Source organism: Paenibacillus pinistramenti (assembly GCF_005869875.1).
Classification (GTDB): Bacteria; Bacillota; Bacilli; order Paenibacillales; family Paenibacillaceae; genus Fontibacillus; species Fontibacillus pinistramenti.
Window position 1 is genome coordinate 13,779 of sequence record NZ_VAWG01000016.1, and the last position, 18,414, is coordinate 32,192.

Consider the following 18,414-nt stretch of genomic DNA (forward strand, 5'->3'; position numbering starts at 1 on the left):
TCATTGGAAAATCAACTGATTATCGACATTGAGCAAGAAATGCTTGTGCATCTTGATAATCATCAGATGGAACAACTTCACAAAGTTCTTACTCACTACCTTCGGGAGAAGACTACTTCCTCTACGACACATACGAAGGAAAACAATAATGATAGCTTACTGGTTAGTTTTATTGCAGCGAAGCGAGTTGAGGGCTGTTCGAGTAAGTCACTACGTTACTATGAGTCAACTATCCAGAATATGTTGAATTCGGTAAACAAACCGTTAAAACATATCATTACCGATGACCTGAGGCAATATTTAGACAAGTATCAGCAGAGTGGTGGTGCTGGAAAGGTTACGATTGACAACATCAGACGTATTTTATCCAGCTTTTTTTCTTGGCTTGAGGAAGAAAATCTAATTTTAAAAAGCCCTGTACGTCGAATTCACAAAGTGAAGACAGGTACAACAGTCAAAGAAACATATTCTGATGAAGCCTTGGAATTAATGAGGGACCATTGTGGATCTCCACGTGATTTGGCCATGATAGATCTTCTCGCATCCACGGGAATGCGTGTTGGAGAACTCGTAAAGCTAAACCGCTCCGACATAGACTTTAATAATCGAGAGTGCATCGTATTTGGAAAAGGAGATAAAGAGCGGAAGGTATACTTTGACGCACGGACAAAGATACATCTGAAAAACTATCTCGATCATCGTGTTGACGAAAACCCTGCATTATTCGTAACACTGCAAAAGCCATATGAGCGTCTGCAAATAAGCGGAGTTGAGATACGTCTTCGAGAGCTAGGTCGTAAGTTGAATATTCCAAAGGTCCACCCGCACAAATTCAGAAGAACACTGGCGACAATGGCTATTGATAAAGGAATGCCGATCGAGCAGGTTCAGCAATTGCTTGGTCACCAAAGTGTCGATACGACACTCCAGTATGCGATGGTAAATCAAAATAACGTAAAGTTATCACACCGTAAGTATTTAGCTTAACTTCAAATCGCAATTTATCGAGATGTTTGGGGATCCAGTGATAAATCCGATGGGGTGGGAAATAAAGCAACTTGAGGACAATATTGTGTTTCTTACGTCAGGCTCACGCGGTTGGTCAGGTTACTTTGCAGATGATGGTGAGATGTTCATTACCATTAAGAACGTGAAAAACGGATCTATTTTGACTGACAATGTTCAGTATATCCACGCTCCTGAAACAAAAGAAGCCGAAAGAACGCGTGTAAAAGAAGGCGACTTGCTTATCAGCATTACAGCTGATTTGGGAAGGACTGGTGTTGTAAATGCTGAAATTGCAAATTACGGTGCTTACATCAACCAACATTTATCCCTTGTCAGACTTGACAAAACGAAGATTAACCCCTATTTTGTTTCGCACTATTTAGAAACTGATGCAGGGAAAAAACAGTTTGAGAGTAAGAACCAATTTGGTGTAAAGGCGGGATTAAACTTCAATGCAATTAAATCCCTGACTGTTATTGTACCGCCCTTGGAACTTCAAAACCGATACATCAGCTTCATGCAGCAGACCGACAAATCAAAATTTGCCGTGATGAAACAGATAAAAAGCACTCTAACCATCTGCACTCACTATAAAATCCTCGGAGGTATGTAAATGTTCGCCGAATCTGATCTTGAGAAGATGCTGATCGAAACGATAAGCAAGAATGGCTGGAGGTACATTCCTGCCGAGGAACTGCCAAGGGCTCATTCGGATGTCATGGTAGAATCGATGGTGCGGGATGCGCTAATTCGGCTGAATCCAGAAATCGCTGCAAAGCCTGATTATGCTGATGATGTGATTTACAAGCTGCGTACTGTTATATTGACCGTGCAGCCGCATAATCTTGTAACCCAAAACGAACAATTCAAGAAATTGATCTTTGAAGAGAACTCTTATCCCTTTGGCGAAAACGGGCGGATGATTCCTATACGTTTTTTCGGTACTGGCACTAAAGATAGTTTGGAGCAGAACGATTATGTCGTAACGAATCAATGGGTGTTTCCGAAAGATGACGGTGGCAAGCGCCTTGACATTGTATTGCTCATTAATGGCTTCCCTGTGGCCATTGGGGAATTAAAGACACCGACTCGGAACGCGGTAACCTGGCTTGATGGAGCTGGTGATGTTGCGGCCTATGAAAAGAGCATTCCTCAGATGTTTGTCACAAATGTCCTTAATTTCGCGACCGAAGGAAAATTATTCCGCTTCGGTTCTGTAAATATGCCGATTAATCTTTGGGGTCCGTGGCACACACCTGATAACAAGAAAGAGGGTACACTTGCAGATGTGAATCGGAGTGTATCAGCGATGTTGAAACCGGAAATTGTGATGGATATATTTCAATTTTTCACTTTGTTTGCTACAGACAAGAAGTTCCGGAAGTACAAGGTGATCTGCCGGTATCAGCAGTTTGAAGGAGCTAATCTGATCGTGGAACGTGTTAAGGCAGGTTATCCGAAAAAAGGCTTGATATGGCATTTCCAGGGGAGCGGGAAGTCGCTCTTAATGGTGTTCGCGGCTCAAAAACTTCGCATGACGCCGGAATTGAAGAACCCGACGGTTGTTATCGTCGATGATCGTATTGACCTGGAAACGCAGATGACGGCCACTTTTAATGCCTCTGATATTCCCAATTTGCAGAGTGCGACCAGCAAGGAAGAACTCATTGCGTTTTTTAAGGGCGATATGAGAAAAATACTGATTACAACCATATTCAAATTCGGAGAGGTTGACGGAGTTCTCAATCCGCGTGATAACATCATCCTTATGGTTGACGAAGCACATCGAACGCAGGAGGGGAATCTTGGCGAGAAGATGCGAACTGCTTTGCCAAACGCTTTTTTCTTCGGGCTTACGGGAACTCCTATTAATCGCACAGATAAAAATACTTTTCTCACATTTGGTGCAACAGAGGACAAAAGCGGATATATGAGTCGCTACTCTTTCTCGGATTCGATTCGAGATAACGCTACATTGCCCTTGCATTTTGAAGCAGTTCCAGTAGAACTACATGTCAATCAAGAAGTGATTTCTCAAAAATTCGAAGAAATGGCCGATTCCATTGGTCTAACAATTAGAGAAAAATCGGATGTAACCTACCGTGTAAATATCGAAGCGATCATGAAGTCGCCTGAACGCATACGCAAGGTTTGTGAACATATCGCCAAGCATTATAAAGAGAAAATTGAGCCTAACGGATTTAAAGGACAAGTCGTCTGCTATGACCGTGAATGTTGTCTCCTGTACAAGAAGGAGCTTGATTCACTTCTCGGCGAGGAAGCCACGAACATTGTCATGGACACGAACAATGATAAAGAAGGGCGCTACAAGGATTATCGTCGTGACCGTGACTCGGAGGGACGGCTGCTTGATTATTTCCGCGAGCCGAATAGTCCTTTGAAGCTCGTTATTGTTACAAGTAAACTGCTTACCGGTTTTGATGCGCCCATTTTACAAGTGATGTATCTTGATAAACCTATGAAAGATCATACACTGTTACAAGCGATCTGTCGTACGAACCGAGTTTATGGACAGGACAAGTCGCATGGGCTGATTGTGGATTACATTGGCATTTTTGATAATGTGGCAAAAGCTCTCGATTTTGATGAGAAAAACGTTCAACAGGTAATTACGAACATTGCAGAATTGAAGAAGCAGTTTCCGGCCTTAATGGGAAAATGTTTGACTTTTTTTCATGGCGTTGATCGCACAATTGAGGGGTGGGAAGGGCTTATGGCGGCGCAGGAAGCACTGCCAACAAATAAGGAGAAGGATGCATTCGGGGCGGATTATCGTATCTTAAACCGTGCTTGGGAAGCATTGTCGCCAGATCATTTCCTTACTCCATATAAGTTTGATTACCTTTGGCTGACAAGAGTTTACGAATCCGTAAAACCTGCTGATCCTCGCGGTGGGCTAATATGGGCGGCGCTCGGTGCGAAAACGATTGAGCTTGTTCATCAGAATATCACTGTTGAAACTGTCCGTGAGGATCTGGAGATACTTAAGTTAGATGCTGATATGATAGATGACTTTTTTGAACATAACAAAGATGCAAAAAAGAAAACGAAGGAACTCGAGATCAACCTTGTTGCTAAAATTCGTAAACACGGCGGGGATAAGCGCTTTATTAAGCTCGGTGAACGCCTTGAAGAATTGCGGGAGAAGCACGAGCAAGGCTTGGTCACTAGCATCGAGTTTCTGAAATTGCTGCTTGTACTTGCCAAGGAAGCAGCGCAAGCGGAAAGAGAAATGGTGCCAGAAGAGGAAATGGACAAGGGCATTGCTGCATTAACAGAATTGTTCAACAGTGTGAAGAATGACAATACGCCTATTATCGTCGAGCGTATTGTAAATGATATCGATGCTATCGTTAAAATTGTTCGCTTTCCCGGTTGGCAGAATACCACGGCTGGAAGGCAGGAAGTAACCAAGGCTCTGCGGAGTGTCATCTGGATTAAGTACAAAATCAAGGATAAAGACGTCTTTGATAAGGCGTACAAGTACATTGAAATGTATTACTAAGAAATAGCAATTATATGCTGACTGAATTTCACTCTCTCCATACTGCAGGAATAAACGGCTACTTTAGGGTGTCCGTTTTTCGCTAGTAGGAGCCTCGTATTTAGATTGACAGCAATTACCTCGAGGTTATAATTAAGGGATGGAATGCAGCTTAAATGGGAAAAATGGGAGAACAGGTTATGATACAACAATTTTTATCAAACGGCAATCTGACACCTGGGATTCACACCTATAAATTAGATGAATTTAAACAACAATTTGTTGCTGATTTTAAAACATCATCACGTAGGCCAATTATTTATAACAATTTTACAATTTGGATCGAGCAATTGCTTAATGTCCTTCCACCTCGTTTTGTCTGGTTAGATGGGAGTTTTCTTACTACAAAGGTTGATCCTAATGATATTGACCTTGTTGTATTCTATTATCCCGAAGATATTCAGAACCCTGAACAAGCAAATTTAATCAAGGAATTAATTCAAAATGAATCGAGAAAGTTTAACTGTGACTCGTATCTCTGTTATTCCTTTGAACATTGGAACTCTGAACAGCTTGCAGCTATTTCTCAGCGAAATCTAAAAATTATGCAGACTTACTGGATGGGTCAATTTGGGTTTGATAGATCTAGGAACCCGAAAGGCATGGTTCAAATAGAACAGCAAGAATTGCAAGCATTTATTACAGGAGGTGTAAAACGATGAACGCCTTCGATGAACTAACGAATAAAATTAAAGCTACAGAACAAATTATTGATGCCTGTAAAGCTAATCATCAAGCTTTAGGATTGCCGAAGTTTATATCTGAATTAGAAATCGGTTCTCTTCAACAGAGACTGGATGAATTAAAACGCCAAGCTATTGAAGAGAGTGAGATTCAAGCGGAAGAACTGGAAGTGAAAATGCAAACTAAGAGTCTACCCTCGGGGCATATACCAATAAGGACCCTCACAACTGTTCTAGGTGGTTTACAAGCACTAACCGATTGTGTTGCCAACACATTATTTAATCAGCCAAGCAACCGTGGACCTATTCCACAAGAGATTGTCGAAAGAAATTCGTGGATTCTTAAAGCTGTAAAGGCAGGTTCTTTTATTGCTGTTATTGACTTGAAGCATGAGAATCAGTTAACAATCGATGAATCGCCCCAGCATCAAATCATATCCGAACTTTACAGTTTATTTAATGCCTCTGATGAAGAAGAATCATTATTGGAAGCAATCTCCGCACTGGGAACTAGGACTCTGAAATATTATACTGACTGGACTAAGAGTATACGTGATCTGGATGTTCCTGTTGAAATAAATTGGCTTACAACTAGAGCGAATTATAACCAAGAAACGAGAATATCTTTTGATCCGAGTAAGGCAGGAAAAATATTCACTATACTTAATGAACGTTTAACGTCGAGAGAAGAGGAAACTGTCTTAGAAGGAAGATTAACGGGCATTAATGTGCGAACCAACTCATTTGAACTGTGTACTTCAGATGGTATCAAAATAGTAGGTAGAATTGTTAAGGACAGAGTAACAAAATCTGCAGGATACTTAGATAAGATATGTCGTGCAGAGTTAATAAAAGTTACTACTCAAAGTTCTGCCGGAAAAGAAAAGGTATCTTGGATTTTAAATGACGTCGCTGAACGGGAGAATTAGGATAGAAAATCTTAATTTTAAAAATGTCTCTCTCTTTTTTGTGCCATTCGACAAGTTTTGTTTTTTATCCTATTGTTCACAACTTCCATAGCCTAACCTTCACCAAAAAACATCCCCGGGATCCCAATCCCGGGGATGTTCTTCTTCTGCCCGCTTTCCCAGTGACCAGCGTCAGCTGTACTGCTTTACAGATTCAATTACATAATCTACTTCCTGCCCGGTCAAGTCCGTGAACAGCGGGAGGGTGACCAGCTCTCTCCAGACGGAGGAGGCGACTGGCGTCTCGGAGGCATATTTCATAAACAGCGGCTGCATCGGCAGCGGCATGTAATGCACGCCGGTTGCTACGCCCTGCTGCTGCATGTGGGCCAGAAATTTCTGGCGCTCCTGGACCCGGACCACAAAGGCCCAATAGGAGGAGTCCTGCAGCTGGTAAGGGACAGCCGGCTTCACCGTTTCAAGCTGCCCGATTCCAGTGAGATACTGCTTCAGAATCTCTTCTCTTCTGCGGTTCATTAGGTCCAGCTTGCGCAGCTGGACGAGGCCGATCGAAGCCATTAAATCATTCATATTGTATTTGTAGCCGATGTCGTTGATTTCATAGTACCAGCTGTTGGCATCCGGGTGGCCGAGCTGATAATCCTCATACCGTTCCCAGGTATCCTTGTTGATGCCGATCCAGCGGGAATGGCGGAGCGGCTTCAGCAGCTCGGCGTCGTCCGAGGAGATCATGCCGCCATCCCCGGTTGTCATGCATTTCTTCTCCTCAAAGCTGTAGCAGCCGATATCTCCCCAGGTTCCGAGCGTTTTGCCTTTATATTGGCCGCCGGCAGTATGCGCGCAGTCTTCAATCACTTTAAGGCCGCGAGTTTTGGCCCAGGCAGTCAGCGCATCCATGGGTGCCGGATGCCCCGCGAAGTGAACCGGCATAACGGCGACGCAATCTTTATCGTATTTGCGGTCCAAATCCTCCAGGCTGATGCTCAGCGTTGCTTCATCAATATCTACAAACACAGGAATGAGCCGGTTGTATAGAACCGCCATAGCGGTGGAGGCGAAGGTCAGGGCCGGGACGAGCACCTTTTTGCCCTCCGGAAACCGAAAGGCGGACAAGGCCAGATGGAGAGCGGCCGTACAGGAGTTGACGCCCACCGACTCCGCTGCGCCGACATACCGGCTCCACTGCTGCTCGAATTGAATCACCTTCGGACCCAGTCCGAGCCAGGCGCTGTCGAACGAGTCCCTGATGCTGTCCAGCTCCTCAATTCCGACGGAGGGTTTAAACAATCTGACTTTCATAGCGATACCGCCTTTACTCTTTTTTTAAACTGCTGCCCTGCAGCTGGAGGAAATGCTCCCGCTTGATCCTCATGGTCAGCAGCTCGCGCTCGGCAGCTTCGCCTTCGCCGGCAGGCTGTTCAGAAGGGACCCAGCGGAGGACGCCGTCCAGCTCCACTTTAACGAGAGGAATTCGCTCTACTTCCTGTGCGCCAAGGCTTTGATAAATCCGGATGGCCCGGAAGTTGTCGGCGAGCACGCGGATGTACCCGGTCTGCAGCCCGAGGACGGTGATGCTCCATTCCCCGAGCGCGATCAGGGCATACACCATGATGTTGCCGAATTTGCCCTTCCGTCCTCTGAGCAGGTTGTCGAATTCGCATTCCTTGGCTTGATCATCATAATGAAGCAGGCCTACCTGTCCGACGGGCGTCAGCTCCTCGTCTTCAACCATAAACAGAATTCTGTCGTCCGCTTCGATGACCTGTTCCTTGATCCAGCGTTTTGTTCCTTCTGCAGACATTGGAAATTGGGAGGTGAACCAGGAGGAGGAGGCTTCCCTCCACTGGGTCATCATTTCGATCTCATCCTCACGATTCAGCAGGTCGGCGGTTACAGGGCGGAGCCTGCCGCGCTGCCTGCCGTTAACGAAAATAGGGATGCAGTATCCGGGAAGTTCATCGACGGATGCCTGCTTATAAGCCCGGAGAATGTCCTTCATCGTGCATCAGCCCTCTTTCCCCAATCATTTCTTAAATCCATGCATCTTGGCAAAACGCTTAAATGTCTTGTAATCCAGCTTGCCGATTTCTCTCGCATATTTGTGCTGGGACAGCTGCTTGGAGTGGTAGCGCAGATAGCTGAGCGGCTGAACCATATAGACGCCTTTTCCCTGCGTCAGCAGATTGAGCCACGTCGCCAAATCTACCGCGAAGAAGACCTGCTTGCCGGCGAGGACGCCAAACGGCTCCTTTAATGCGCTTTTCTTGAATAAAACCGTTGTCGGCTCGCCCAGATAATTGGTTTCATTTTTCAGCATCAGCTTGCTCAGCTTGCGGCCGTCCACAATCGTATCTTTCGGGTACAGCTGCTTAAAGGTCCAGAGAGGCGGGAGATAGATCCGGTTCCCCTTGTCGTCAATAACTCTGCGCTGGGAGGTGACCAGAACAATTCCTTTATGTTTCAAGAAGTAGTGCATCATCTTCTCGATCTTCTGCGGGTGGAACAGATCATCGTCGTTCAAGTAATTCACGTATTTGCCCTGTGCGCGGTTCAAGATTCTCTGCTGGTTGGCGATCGGCCCTATATTCTCTTTGTTTCGATAGTATCTGATCCGCGAGCCGCCGGGCATTGCCTGATACTTCTCTACAATCTGCTGGGTAAGGTCATTGGTGCTGTTGTCCGAAACTACGATTTCGATGTTTTTATAAGTTTGATTAAAGGCGCTCGCAAGCGCTTGTTCAAAATATTCAGGCCGGTTATAAGTAGGCATCAAGATACTGACCAAGGGTTGTTCCATCGTTCTAATCTCTCCTCTGCTTTCAAATTCCTAGCTGACGTTTATAATCCTCCAAAGGAGGCAGGAGCTTATCCCGGTCCGAAATGACGGGCTTCAAGATGGGCCAGGTAATCCGCAAATCCGGGTCATTCCAGATAACGCCTCCCTCGTGTTCCGGGGAGTAGTACTGATCCACTTTATATAGAACTTCACAATTAGGTTCCAGCGTACAGAAGCCGTGGGCGAACCCTTTGCTGATGTAGACCATTTTGTTGTTATCTTCGGTTAGAAGGATCGAATCCCAGGTACCGAAGGCAGGGGAGTCCGGCCTGAGGTCGACAAAGACGTCATAAATGGCGCCCCTGGATACCCGGATGAGCTTGGTTTCCGCATAAGGTCCCTGTTGGAAGTGAAGCCCCCGAATCGTGCCTTTCTTTACGGAGAGAGACCGGTTCTCCTGAACCCAGTCCCAGCTCAGTCCATTTTGTTTAAAGATCTGCTGATCGAATACCCGGGAAAAATGGCCGCGGTGATCCGCCTTCGGACTAAGCGTAATCTCGTAAATCCCTTGCAGTCTGCAAGGCTTGATGATCATGCTGACGGCCCCCCCTTCATATAAGCTTGAATATCCTGGAGACAGACCTCCCGCATATCCTGCTGGAGCTGGAATGCTTTGGCCCAATTTACGGTGCGGTGCAGCGCCGTTTGCAGATCCCAGCGGGGCGCCCAGCCCAGCTCGTGTCTGGAGAGAGAAGAATCCAGGCGCAAATAGTGGGCTTCGTGAACGTGAGCGGCATCTTCCTCAACCACGCAGCTTGCTCCTTCGCCCCAAATCGCGCACAGCCGGCTCACCAGCTCCTCAACCGGAACGGCATCGTTCTCATCCGGACCAAAGTTCCAGCCTCTGGCATAGGCGGAGCCGGAGCCGGATTCCCACAGCCGCTGGGCGAGGAGCAGATATCCCGAGAGGGGCTCGAGCACATGCTGCCAGGGACGGACCGCTTTCGGATTGCGGATGTGAACCGGTTTGTTCTGCAGGAAGGCCGCAATGGAATCCGGCACAAGCCGGTCCCTGCTCCAGTCTCCTCCGCCGATTACATTGCCCGCCCGGGCGGACGCCACAGCCACCGTTCCGGCTGGCGATCCGGGATAGAAGAAGGCCTGGCGGTAGCTGTCGGTGATGATTTCGGCCGCAGCCTTGCTCCCTGAGTAAGGGTCGCTTCCTCCCAGCCGGTCTATTTCCCGGTAGCTCCAGATCCATTCTTTGTTCTCATAACATTTATCTGAGGTGACGTTGATAACGGCCCTGACCGGACTTCCGCTGAGCACAGCCGTTCTGACAGCCTCCAAGACGTGAACGGTTCCCATCATATTGGTCTCATAAGTGGCAACAGGATCCTTGTAGGATTCTCTGACCAGCGGCTGGGCGGCAAGATGAAAGACGATATCCGGAGAGGTCTGCATGATGGCTGAGGCTAAGGATTTCAGGTCGCGAACATCATTTATATAGGAAGAGATAAGCTGATTCATGCTGCAGGAGTTGTACAAGTTCGGTTCAGACGGAGGCTCCAGGGCATATCCGGTTACTTCAGCCCCCAGCGAGTGCAGCCATAAGCTCAGCCAGGTGCCTTTAAACCCGGTATGACCTGTTATAAAAACCTTTTTGTTCCTCCAAAACTCCGGTTCAACTTTTGACTTTATGGAAGGCATAGCGGTATAAGCGATCCTCCTTTTGGTTTTGATTAAATTTCTCCTATTAAAAAAGAAGACTCTTGCGATTTCAAAGCATCATATGAACCGAGCAGTCACATAGAAACGGCAGGCAACCATTGTGCGGTAAAATCCGGAAATTATGTATTCATCCAAGCACCCTCTCGGATTTTGCATAGTATGGCAGAAGAAAGGAGGGAAACAAGACATGAGTGACCTTGAAACTAGATTGACACAGATCTTCGACCGAATTCAGACGATGGTGCTGAAAGATGATCACGTTTTGGGAGCCTTGTTAAGAAGATTGGGAGAGACACAGGTTGTCATGGATTCTGCTGCGGAAGGCAGTATGGATCAGGAAAGCTTCAGCCAGCTCAAAACCCAGATGCTTGCTCTTAATCTGGATGATGCTACTAAAGCGAAACTTCTGGCCCTCGCAGGAAAGAACCAGACCATGAATAACGGCCGCGCCTTCCAATTCATTGAGGATGCTTTCAGCAAACTCCGCTCGATTCAAACCTCGGCAGGCAGCGGGAACGCCGATCCTAATGAACTCGTCTCGCAATTGAACAAATTTTATTCGCAGGCCAGATCCGAGGTTGATGGAGCGATCCGCTCTTTGAATTTGAAAGAAAGCTCGATTATGGGAGCTTTGGAGAAAATCGCCGGCACCCGAAAATAAGAGAATACGAAATTAGAGATGGAGGTTTGGCAAATATGGCTAATCAAGTAACCTTGGAAGAATTGGTTGACCTGATTCAAAACGCTGTGCGTCCCGGCCCGATTACCCGTATTTTTGGGTTAGGCTCTACAGGGATCAATGAAGTCAGTGAAGTTTTGAGAAGATTCGCAAATTCGAATGGAACTGGTGAATCGGTAGAATCGCTGCTGGGTTCTTCGCCTTTGAACTCGCCATTGAACGGCATTATCGGCATTATTATCAATATCATTGAAGGCTTTATTAATCCTAGACCAACTCTTCCTTCGCCGTTTGCCCGGCTTGCCCGCGCCAATTTGGGCAATAACGTGCTGATGACGACTACAGCAGGGACGGTAGAAGGCGTAGTAGCGGAGGTTGGAAGCTGGTATGTAGTTCTGACTGAGGCTGCTGGTTCTACGGTTATCGTCAATCTGGAAAATACGACTGCGTTCCAACCATATAATCCGGGGGTGGCTTAAGTATGACTTTTGCTGAAAGAGTAAGAGAATGTGTCGGTGAAATTGTTCATGTGGCAACTATTGTGGATACAGTTCCTGGAATTCTTTTATCCTCTAACAATAACTTTCTGACTTTGCGTGCTAGCAGTGCGGTAGGATACGGCCCAACGGGTAATGTAGCCACACTCACAAGCTCGACTGCTTTTGTACGGACAACAGAATAGAGGACAGCTTTAATGATGAATGTTAAACTGTCCATCGTGCTCTCAGCCTCTTCTCATGTCACACGGCTGAGAGACACGATCATAACCTGTCGGATTCTGCAGCCCTTTGAGATCATTCTGCTGACAAATGGACCTCAAGCAGCGCTGAACGCTGAAGCAGCCTCATCGGGATGCAAGATTTATTCATTTGAATCCGGAAACCACGAAAACCGCCTTCCCAGCGGTTTTCGTGTATCCGGAGATGTAATTCTGCATATCGACGCCGGGATGACACTTGAGCCTGTCCTGCTTCGCCGTTTGGCTGAACAGGTGGTGTACGGTAGAGCGGATACCGTATTTTTAGAGGAGCCTTGGCATAAAGAGGGAGCTTACCCTTCGCCGCTGGTGTCTTTTGCATGTCTGCTCAATTCCCTTCTGGGACGTCCAGATTTGCAGGGCTGCAGCTTCTATTCGTCCGTGTTCGCCCTTACGCGGAAAGCGGCTGATCTGGCAGGACAGGACCTTTGGCTGAACCCGGCAGGAGCAATGGTCAAATTAATCCGGAGCGGCTTGCGTATAGAGCGCATGGCTAGTCCCCCTAATATGAACCGCGGAATCTGCTTCCGGCCAGAGCTGCTTCGTGCGCCTGCTCATGAATTATCCTCTTATGAACGGCAGCTGGCGGGCAGGTACCTGAGCGCCTTCGCGCAGTCCGCAGTCAAGCCGAGAGGCGGCTTTACGGACGGGAACAGACGGCGGGACCTCGTTCAGCAGGTCATTTCCGGGCAGCGTAAGCCTGCTCTTCAAGGAAAAGAGAATTTGAGGCGTTCTTCCCTGTATGGTGGAAAACAGCTGTCTGTTATCATTCCGGCCCTAAATGAAGAACAGTACTTACCGTCTTTGCTCCGGGAGCTTAACGGGCTTGAGCCTGCGGAAATCATTGTGGTCGTGAACGGCTCGAGTGACCGGACGGCACAAAGGGCGCTGCAAGAAGGTGCAAGAGTGATTGAATTTGCGGAGAAATTGGGGACGGACTGCGGCAGGGCCATTGGTGCCTTCTATGCCAAAGGTGACATCCTTCTGTTTGTCGACGGAGACATCCCGTTCACCGCAGCGGAAATGTTCCGGTTCCCTACAGCCATTGCCCAAGGCTATGATCTGGCTTTAAACGACCAGAACGATTTATTTCATGGAGGAGGAGTGATTAATCCGGTTGCATCCGCTGTTTATTCCCTTAATATGTCTCTTGGCCGCAAAGACCTCGGGGTTTCTTCCATGACCTTCGTGCCATTTGCCATCAGCCGCAAGGGGCTGCAAACCATCGGGTTCGAAGGCCTGCAGTGTCCGCCGCGGGCTCTTGCCGCCAGCCTTATTCACGGGCTGAAGCCGGTATTGGCGGATCGGGTCCAGCTGGAGAAGCGGAACCGTCTCAGACCGGAAAAGCATTTTGCAGGGACAGGGCTCACCCCGGCTGCCAGCCAGATTGTCGGCGATCACATCGAGGCACTGCTCTATCTTAACTCGAAAGGTGTGAATAGAAGTGCTTTATGACCGGACGCCCGGATTAGTTAGCGTAGTTGTAACGAACTACAACAAGGCTGGTTATATAGAAGAATGTCTGGACAGTCTGAAGCAGCAGACCTACCGGAGCTGGGAGCTCATCATTGTTGATGATTGTTCCACGGATTCCTCCAGGAAGAGAATTGAAGATTGGCTGAAGAACCGGCGGTTCCGGGCAGGCTGTTCGGCTGTATTTTTGCCTATGCCAAGGAATGTGGGCTTCTCGGGCGCTTTGACCGCAGGTTATTTTATGGCCAAGGGGGAGTTCATTGCCGTACAGGACGCTGATGATTTATCCCATCTTGAACGGTTGGAGAAGCAGGTTGCTTATCTGCAGGCCCATCCTCAGATTGGTGTAGTAGGCACCAATTATAAATTAATGGAAAAGAATGCCCGGGGGGAAATCACTTACACGGATGCAAAATGGCTGAAATACGGGGAGCAGATCAAACAAACTTACCTGGAGGGCGGGCACTGCGTCTGTCATGGAACCCTGCTGTTCAGGGGAACGGTGTTTGACCGGATCGGCGGTCTTACCCGGAATATTAAAGGCGCAGAGGACTACGAATTTATTGCCCGCTGCCTGACTCACAAAGTGGAAATCGAAAATATAAGAGAGGTTCTATATTACTACCGCAGCCATTCCGATCAGCGCTCCCGGCAATTTTATAAGAATAAAGGAGGGAAGTGACTTGGCTCCGGTTCGGATTATGATGGTTCTTGACACTATGGATTACGGCGGCACGGAGACGCATGTCATAAGCGCGGCCCAGAGCTTTGAGAGAATTGGGGCAGAGGTTGTTATAGCAGCCGGAGGAGGCAAGCTCCAGGACTTGTTCAGCCGTAAATTTCCCGTCTATTCCCTGAATTGGCCGGCTCCCCAGACGGAGGAGTATGGCAGAACCATTGAGAAGCTCGCAGCCTTAATGAAACGGGAGAACATCTCCATCGTGCATATTCATCAGACGCCTTCGGGCTTAATTGCCGCACTGGCAGCAGAGCGCCTTCGAATTCCGGTTGTCTTCACCGTTCATGGCACTTACTATCCGCAGGGCGAACTGATCTCGGTCATGGAGCACTCCTCGGCGGTTATAAGCGTCAGCAAGCCTGTCGAGATTCATATCCGGCGCTTCGGCAGGGAGTCCCATCTGATTCCCAACGGCGTGGATCTGGATACCTTTTCGCCTTCTATTGACAGCTCTCCCCACCCGCTTCGCCAGCAATTTGGCATTCCGGAGCACGCACCTGTCGTCGTTTATGCGAGCCGGCTGACCTGGGGGAAGGCCACGGTCTGCTCCCACCTGCTTGCGGCTGCCAAACACCTGCGGCTGTCCAGCTTCAGGAATTTGGAAGTGGTTGTGGTCGGAGACGGCTTTCAGGCCGGTGACCTGAGAAATCTGGCTGCCCGTATAAATACCGAAATAGGCAAGACGTTTATTCACATGGCAGGGAATCAGACCCGTATGGCGGATTATTACCGGATGAGTGATTGCGTGGTGGGAACGGGCAGGGTGGCCCTGGAGGCCATGGCCTGCGGCAAACCGGTGCTGGCGGTGGGAAATGCAGGTTACTTTGGCTGGGTTGCACCTGACTACCACGATGCCGCATGGGAGATGTATTTCGGGGATCACGGCTCTGTCCGCGGAGTCAACCGGCTGATTCTGATGGAATCCCTCTTTAAAGGTCTTTCGAACCGCGACGGCCTGAATTATCATGGCAGCAAGAACCGGGAGTGGGTCGAGCAGTTCTTTAATGCGGAGGTCATGGCGCAGAAGATGATGGAGGTCTACAAGGGGCTGTTATCTGAATAATTACTAATTAACTGCTTCAGAGGAAGGAGAAGCTGAATGAAGAAGATTCTGTACCTGGGCTGGATCGGCTACAACAATCTGGGTGATGAATTGATGTGGGAGCTCTTTAAGAAGCATTTTGAAGAGCAGAATTTAGGCCAATCCATGCTTGTGCCTTCCGTGCCGGAGGTCGATACGGGCAATCTGTCTGAATACGATTCGGTTGTTCTGGGCGGCGGTTCGCTGCTCATTCCCGGCTATACCGATCTCGCTCACCGGGCACTCCTTGCAGGCAAACAGGTCTGCATCTGGGGAAGCGGCTATGACCGCCTCGACGGGTCTGAATCTTGGGAACCGGTTAAGGAATGGGTGGACGACAAAATGGCGGCCCAGATCGCGGATTTGGCTGCGGGAAGTGTTTATTTTGGCGTGAGGGGCCCTTTGACGTACCGTCTGCTGAAATCGGCGGGGATCCCGATGGGCCGCATATTTGTGAGCGGGGACTCGGGGCTGCTCCTGCCGGGTCCGCGGGCTGGTGCTAAGCCTGCAGCGGATAAGACCATCGCTATTAACTGGGGCACAACCTACAATAAACTCCTTGGAAAAAATGAGCTGCAGGTCGAGGACGCTCTTGCGGCAGCGGCCCGTGAATGGGTGCAGCAGGGCTGCCGGCTTTATCTTTATCCTGTATGGGGACCGGACAGAGGGCCTCTGGAAAGACTGGCCGGTAAAATTGGGAACCAACCTGCAGTCGAGGTGGAACGGCGGTTATTGGGAGCGGCTGAGGTTATAGATCGGCTGTCCGGGTGCAGGCTGTCCGTTAACTTTAAGCTTCATGCCAATATGCTGTCCTTGGCGGCTGAGGTTCCGTTTATAAGCCTCGGCTATCGTTTCAAATGCTTTGATTTTGCAGAATCGGTCGGCATGTCCGATTTGATCCTGCCAACGAATGCTCCGGACCTGACGCTTCGCTTAAGGAACAAAGCGGCTGCGCTGGAGTCCCGGCGCGAAGAGTTTGTCCGCCGGATGCTGCTTCACCGGGACAATTACCGGAAGAAGCTTCTGGCTCCTTTTCACCAACATCTGATTTAATCCTGCGGGCCGCCAGAGACTTGGTGGCTTGTTCATCTCTTGGGGACAGGCTTTGGCCTTGTTTAAATAGGCCGTTCAAAAAAATCCGTTCAACAAAAAGCCCTTTGCACCTGTGGGGTAGATGCAAAGGGTAAAGGACTTTGACAGGAGTTCCTTATTTCGGGTAGTTGGATTCTGAGCGGGTGAAGCAGTAGGACAGAATCCGGTTGAGCGTTTCCTGATGATAGATATTTTTCCACTGATTATGCTCAAGAAGCTTATTGGCCCAGGCCAGCGCCTTGGAGTATCCCTCATAGTCGTGAACGGGAATGTTGTATCTGAAGAATGAGAGGTGAATCCGGTATTCCTCCTCCGTTGGAGAGATCCCGAGTCTTGCCAGCAGGCTCTTCCGGACATTGTCCGCGGTCTGGTTCTGAACGTGATGCTGGCTGGTGGAGACCTGGCTTTTGTGCATCCGGTAAGCGAAGAGATATTCCGGCAGGTTCTCGATCCGCGTCACTTCAGATAAACGGTTCCAGATTTCATAATCTTCCGCATGCAGGAAATCCGGGTTATAGCGGATTTTATGCTTCTGCATCACACTGTTGCGCATGAAGACCGTGGGATGTCCCATGCAGCAGTAGAACAGCTGCCAGCAGCAAATTTCCTCATGGGTAACCGGTTTGGGAATATGCTGGCTGTTATGGTACAAGGTCATGTAAGTGCCCAGAACACCGACTTCGGGATGCTCCTCCATATAGGCATACTGGCGTTCAAAGCGGTGGCGCGCGCTGATATCGTCGCTGTCCATCCGGGCAATGTATTTGCCGTCAGCCATATTCAAACCCTCATTTAAGGAATAAACCAGACCTTTGTTTGAGGAATGGGTAATGAGGCGGATTCGCGGATCTTTAAGTCCTCTTAAGTATTCCAGGGTGCCATCCGTGGAGCAGTCGTCTATAATTACAAATTCAAAATCCTTGAAGCTTTGGTTTAATATGCTGTCAACGGCGTCTTTGATATATTTCCGGGTATTATAAGCTGGCATCAGGACGGTGATCTTCGGCATATTGTACGCTCCTTCTTTAAAAGGTTGTCATGGGTTAGTTCCCCTTCCCTCCATTGTATTATTATGGGGACTATCCGTAACGGCAGCTACCTATAAGAAGGACTCTAATTGATGGATTAACTGACGGGCAGAAGTATACCTTTCTTCCTCGTCAGGGCTGAACGGATTCAGGAGCACAGCCCCCAGCCGCTCATTCTCGAATTCTGTGCTCCGTATATCTTCGAGAGAACCGTTCAGCAGGAGCGCGCACAATTTGCAGACATCCTGCAGCTCTTTATGCATTTCCTTATTACCGGTTATTTTCTTGGCAATATTAAAATCAATCACTTTCAGCTGCTCAGGATCATTCTTGTACAGCATAATGTTCTTCGGCTTCACATCATCATGAATATAACCGATTTTGTGCAGCTTCTCGATACCTTTGAGGACGTTTATGGTTATGGCAATACTTACGGGTTCGTCCATTTTAGGGAGCACGGTGTTTTGAAAGGTGCCTCCCATTGATTTTCCCTTTACATATTCGGTTACGAGATGGGCTTTCTTATTAAGAATGAAGAAGTCATAATACCGGGGCAGATAAGGGGAGGATTCGTAACGGTTCATTATTTTTGCCTCGCGTTCAGCAACTTCAATATCCGGCATGACCTTGATCGCCAGTTTCTTCCCTTCCGGGTTATAAGCTTTGTACACCTTGCAGTACGAGCCGTTTCCGATGATGTCCAAATCAACGGTATATTTTCTCCACATCGTCTTCATGCTCTGCAACACCTTCCGTGAGCGGGATAATACCAAATAATGAATATGTTATGCGTCTGTAACCAATGTGTTAAGGCAATGACAAATTCTTTCTGGATACCCTCCCTCCATAGGGGCCATTCTATAGCTGTTACTC

Annotated in this window: 18 protein-coding genes; 11 read left to right on the top strand and 7 right to left on the bottom strand. The window is 48.2% G+C overall.

The genetic code is table 11. From position 1 onward, the window contains the following. The first annotated feature begins 3 nt into the window (after positions 1 to 3). The 5 genes from xerA to FCN15_RS15625 all read left to right on the top strand — a co-directional run bounded on the left by xerA (position 4) and on the right by FCN15_RS15625 (position 6,185). Positions 4 to 987 (top strand): site-specific tyrosine recombinase/integron integrase, encoded by a 984-nt coding sequence (xerA, locus tag FCN15_RS15605; protein WP_138495924.1) that lies wholly within the window; start codon positions 4 to 6, stop codon positions 985 to 987. A 37-nt stretch (positions 988 to 1,024) separates the two neighbouring features. Next, complete coding sequence (locus FCN15_RS15610) at positions 1,025 to 1,621, top strand: restriction endonuclease subunit S (RefSeq protein ID WP_162515380.1); 597 nt, start codon at positions 1,025 to 1,027, stop codon at positions 1,619 to 1,621. Beyond that, a complete protein-coding gene (locus FCN15_RS15615) occupies positions 1,622 to 4,534 on the top strand; it encodes a type I restriction endonuclease subunit R (protein WP_138495926.1) in 2,913 nt (970 codons plus the stop codon). A 179-nt stretch (positions 4,535 to 4,713) separates the two neighbouring features. After that, positions 4,714 to 5,235: a DUF6932 family protein gene (locus FCN15_RS15620; protein ID WP_138495927.1), complete on the top strand. Its 522-nt coding sequence runs from the start codon at positions 4,714 to 4,716 to the stop codon at positions 5,233 to 5,235. Continuing rightward, positions 5,232 to 6,185 carry a hypothetical protein gene (locus FCN15_RS15625; RefSeq protein WP_138495928.1) on the top strand — a complete coding sequence of 318 codons (954 nt, stop codon included), beginning with the start codon at positions 5,232 to 5,234 and terminating at the stop codon, positions 6,183 to 6,185. The genes FCN15_RS15620 and FCN15_RS15625 overlap by 4 nt, the downstream gene beginning before the upstream one ends. Positions 6,186 to 6,356: 171 nt before the next feature. Here the strand turns inward: FCN15_RS15625 and FCN15_RS15630 are convergent, their stop codons facing one another. Genes FCN15_RS15630 through rfbG form a run of 5 tightly spaced genes read right to left on the bottom strand, consistent with a single transcriptional unit; the run spans position 6,357 to position 10,671 of the window. After that, positions 6,357 to 7,484, bottom strand: a complete 1,128-nt coding sequence (locus FCN15_RS15630; RefSeq protein WP_138495929.1) for a DegT/DnrJ/EryC1/StrS family aminotransferase — start codon at positions 7,482 to 7,484, stop codon at positions 6,357 to 6,359. 13 nt (positions 7,485 to 7,497) lie between these two features. Beyond that, a complete protein-coding gene (locus tag FCN15_RS15635; protein ID WP_138495930.1) occupies positions 7,498 to 8,184 on the bottom strand; it encodes a GNAT family N-acetyltransferase in 687 nt (228 codons plus the stop codon). A gap of 24 nt (positions 8,185 to 8,208) precedes the next feature. Continuing rightward, the gene (locus FCN15_RS15640) at positions 8,209 to 8,982 is read right to left on the bottom strand and encodes a glycosyltransferase family 2 protein (RefSeq protein ID WP_138495931.1); all 774 of its coding nucleotides are present in this window, start codon (positions 8,980 to 8,982) and stop codon (positions 8,209 to 8,211) included. A gap of 22 nt (positions 8,983 to 9,004) precedes the next feature. Next, positions 9,005 to 9,556, bottom strand: coding sequence for a dTDP-4-dehydrorhamnose 3,5-epimerase (gene rfbC, locus FCN15_RS15645; RefSeq protein ID WP_138495932.1), 552 nt, complete (start codon positions 9,554 to 9,556; stop codon positions 9,005 to 9,007). Further along, positions 9,553 to 10,671, bottom strand: a complete 1,119-nt coding sequence (gene rfbG, locus FCN15_RS15650) for a CDP-glucose 4,6-dehydratase (RefSeq protein ID WP_138495933.1) — start codon at positions 10,669 to 10,671, stop codon at positions 9,553 to 9,555. Before rfbG ends, rfbC begins: the two co-directional genes overlap by 4 nt. Before the next feature lie 208 nt (positions 10,672 to 10,879). Between rfbG and FCN15_RS15655 the strand changes: the two genes are divergently transcribed. From FCN15_RS15655 to FCN15_RS15680, 6 genes are all read left to right on the top strand, one after another. Beyond that, positions 10,880 to 11,353, top strand: a complete 474-nt coding sequence (locus tag FCN15_RS15655) for a hypothetical protein (protein ID WP_138495934.1) — start codon at positions 10,880 to 10,882, stop codon at positions 11,351 to 11,353. Between the two features lie 35 nt (positions 11,354 to 11,388). Beyond that, on the top strand, positions 11,389 to 11,850 hold the full coding sequence (locus FCN15_RS15660) for a hypothetical protein (protein ID WP_138495935.1): 462 nt from the start codon (positions 11,389 to 11,391) through the stop codon (positions 11,848 to 11,850). Positions 11,851 to 12,065: 215 nt separating this feature from the next. Continuing rightward, a complete protein-coding gene (locus FCN15_RS15665; protein ID WP_138495936.1) occupies positions 12,066 to 13,583 on the top strand; it encodes a glycosyltransferase family 2 protein in 1,518 nt (505 codons plus the stop codon). Beyond that, positions 13,573 to 14,283 carry a glycosyltransferase family 2 protein gene (locus tag FCN15_RS15670; RefSeq protein WP_138495937.1) on the top strand — a complete coding sequence of 237 codons (711 nt, stop codon included), beginning with the start codon at positions 13,573 to 13,575 and terminating at the stop codon, positions 14,281 to 14,283. Before FCN15_RS15665 ends, FCN15_RS15670 begins: the two co-directional genes overlap by 11 nt. A 1-nt stretch (position 14,284) precedes the next feature. Further along, a complete protein-coding gene (locus tag FCN15_RS15675; protein WP_138495938.1) occupies positions 14,285 to 15,403 on the top strand; it encodes a glycosyltransferase in 1,119 nt (372 codons plus the stop codon). Between the two features lie 36 nt (positions 15,404 to 15,439). Continuing rightward, positions 15,440 to 16,474 (top strand): polysaccharide pyruvyl transferase family protein, encoded by a 1,035-nt coding sequence (locus FCN15_RS15680; RefSeq protein WP_138495939.1) that lies wholly within the window; start codon positions 15,440 to 15,442, stop codon positions 16,472 to 16,474. A gap of 154 nt (positions 16,475 to 16,628) precedes the next feature. Here FCN15_RS15680 and FCN15_RS15685 read toward each other — a convergent pair whose 3' ends face one another. Both FCN15_RS15685 and FCN15_RS15690 read right to left on the bottom strand, forming a co-directional pair. Continuing rightward, positions 16,629 to 17,522, bottom strand: coding sequence for a glycosyltransferase family 2 protein (locus FCN15_RS15685; protein ID WP_138495940.1), 894 nt, complete (start codon positions 17,520 to 17,522; stop codon positions 16,629 to 16,631). A gap of 90 nt (positions 17,523 to 17,612) precedes the next feature. Then, complete coding sequence (locus FCN15_RS15690; protein ID WP_138495941.1) at positions 17,613 to 18,278, bottom strand: protein kinase domain-containing protein; 666 nt, start codon at positions 18,276 to 18,278, stop codon at positions 17,613 to 17,615. Between the last annotated feature and the right edge of the window lie 136 nt (positions 18,279 to 18,414).

Bases quoted from the DNA above. Each gene is read 5' to 3' on its own strand.
- FCN15_RS15615 (WP_138495926.1), top strand. From the start codon at position 1,622: ATGTTCGCCGAATCTGATCTTGAGAAGATGCTGATCGAAACGATAAGC.
- FCN15_RS15665 (WP_138495936.1), top strand. From the start codon at position 12,066: ATGATGAATGTTAAACTGTCCATCGTGCTCTCAGCCTCTTCTCATGTC.
- rfbC (WP_138495932.1), bottom strand. From the start codon at position 9,556: ATGATCATCAAGCCTTGCAGACTGCAAGGGATTTACGAGATTACGCTT.
- FCN15_RS15690 (WP_138495941.1), bottom strand. From the start codon at position 18,278: ATGAAGACGATGTGGAGAAAATATACCGTTGATTTGGACATCATCGGA.
- FCN15_RS15640 (WP_138495931.1), bottom strand. From the start codon at position 8,982: ATGGAACAACCCTTGGTCAGTATCTTGATGCCTACTTATAACCGGCCT.
- FCN15_RS15680 (WP_138495939.1), top strand. From the start codon at position 15,440: ATGAAGAAGATTCTGTACCTGGGCTGGATCGGCTACAACAATCTGGGT.
- FCN15_RS15625 (WP_138495928.1), top strand. From the start codon at position 5,232: ATGAACGCCTTCGATGAACTAACGAATAAAATTAAAGCTACAGAACAA.
- FCN15_RS15620 (WP_138495927.1), top strand. From the start codon at position 4,714: ATGATACAACAATTTTTATCAAACGGCAATCTGACACCTGGGATTCAC.
- FCN15_RS15655 (WP_138495934.1), top strand. From the start codon at position 10,880: ATGAGTGACCTTGAAACTAGATTGACACAGATCTTCGACCGAATTCAG.
- FCN15_RS15660 (WP_138495935.1), top strand. From the start codon at position 11,389: ATGGCTAATCAAGTAACCTTGGAAGAATTGGTTGACCTGATTCAAAAC.
- FCN15_RS15635 (WP_138495930.1), bottom strand. From the start codon at position 8,184: ATGAAGGACATTCTCCGGGCTTATAAGCAGGCATCCGTCGATGAACTT.
- FCN15_RS15630 (WP_138495929.1), bottom strand. From the start codon at position 7,484: ATGAAAGTCAGATTGTTTAAACCCTCCGTCGGAATTGAGGAGCTGGAC.
- rfbG (WP_138495933.1), bottom strand. From the start codon at position 10,671: ATGCCTTCCATAAAGTCAAAAGTTGAACCGGAGTTTTGGAGGAACAAA.
- FCN15_RS15685 (WP_138495940.1), bottom strand. From the start codon at position 17,522: ATGCCGAAGATCACCGTCCTGATGCCAGCTTATAATACCCGGAAATAT.